General features: G+C 49.8%; 5 tRNA genes. All 5 read right to left on the reverse strand.

The features are described 5' to 3' along the window. Positions 1-53: 53 nt before the first annotated feature. A tRNA-Lys gene (locus ABEW32_RS25245) sits at positions 54-129 on the reverse strand. 28 nt (positions 130-157) lie between these two features. Continuing rightward, positions 158-234: transfer RNA gene (locus ABEW32_RS25250), tRNA-Asp, on the reverse strand. 26 nt (positions 235-260) lie between these two features. After that, positions 261-337: transfer RNA gene (locus ABEW32_RS25255), tRNA-Met, on the reverse strand. Between the two features lie 29 nt (positions 338-366). Then, positions 367-442, reverse strand: a tRNA-Val gene (locus ABEW32_RS25260). A 9-nt stretch (positions 443-451) separates the two neighbouring features. After that, positions 452-523: transfer RNA gene (locus tag ABEW32_RS25265), tRNA-Glu, on the reverse strand. Between the last annotated feature and the right edge of the window lie 23 nt (positions 524-546).

The following is a 546-nucleotide window of genomic DNA, read 5'->3' on the forward strand; positions in this document are numbered from 1 at the left end:
CCGCTGAGCCACGTCCGCAATACAATCATATCCATGACATATAAGTGCATGAATGGTGAGCCATGAAGGACTCGAACCTTCGACACCCTGATTAAAAGTCAGGTGCTCTACCAACTGAGCTAATGGCTCCCAACAGGGCAATGTAACTTTATGAAAATGGCGGAACTGACGGGATTCGAACCCGCGATCTCCTGCGTGACAGGCAGGCATGTTAGGCCTCTACACCACAGTTCCATAATAATTCCCATTAAAAAGTTAATTGGTTGCGGGGACAGGATTTGAACCTGTGACCTTCGGGTTATGAGCCCGACGAGCTACCGAACTGCTCCACCCCGCGATAATAATAGGGAAATCTATTAAAATAAATGGTGGAGGCTGAGGGGATCGAACCCCCGACCCTCTGCTTGTAAGGCAGATGCTCTCCCAGCTGAGCTAAGCCTCCATATTCCTATGACCCGTAGGGGATTCGAACCCCTGTTACCTCCGTGAAAGGGAGGTGTCTTAACCCCTTGACCAACGGGCCATGCAATAAATAATTCTGGCGGA

This window comes from Paenibacillus jamilae, from assembly GCF_050482105.1.
GTDB lineage: Bacteria > Bacillota > Bacilli > Paenibacillales > Paenibacillaceae > Paenibacillus > Paenibacillus jamilae_B.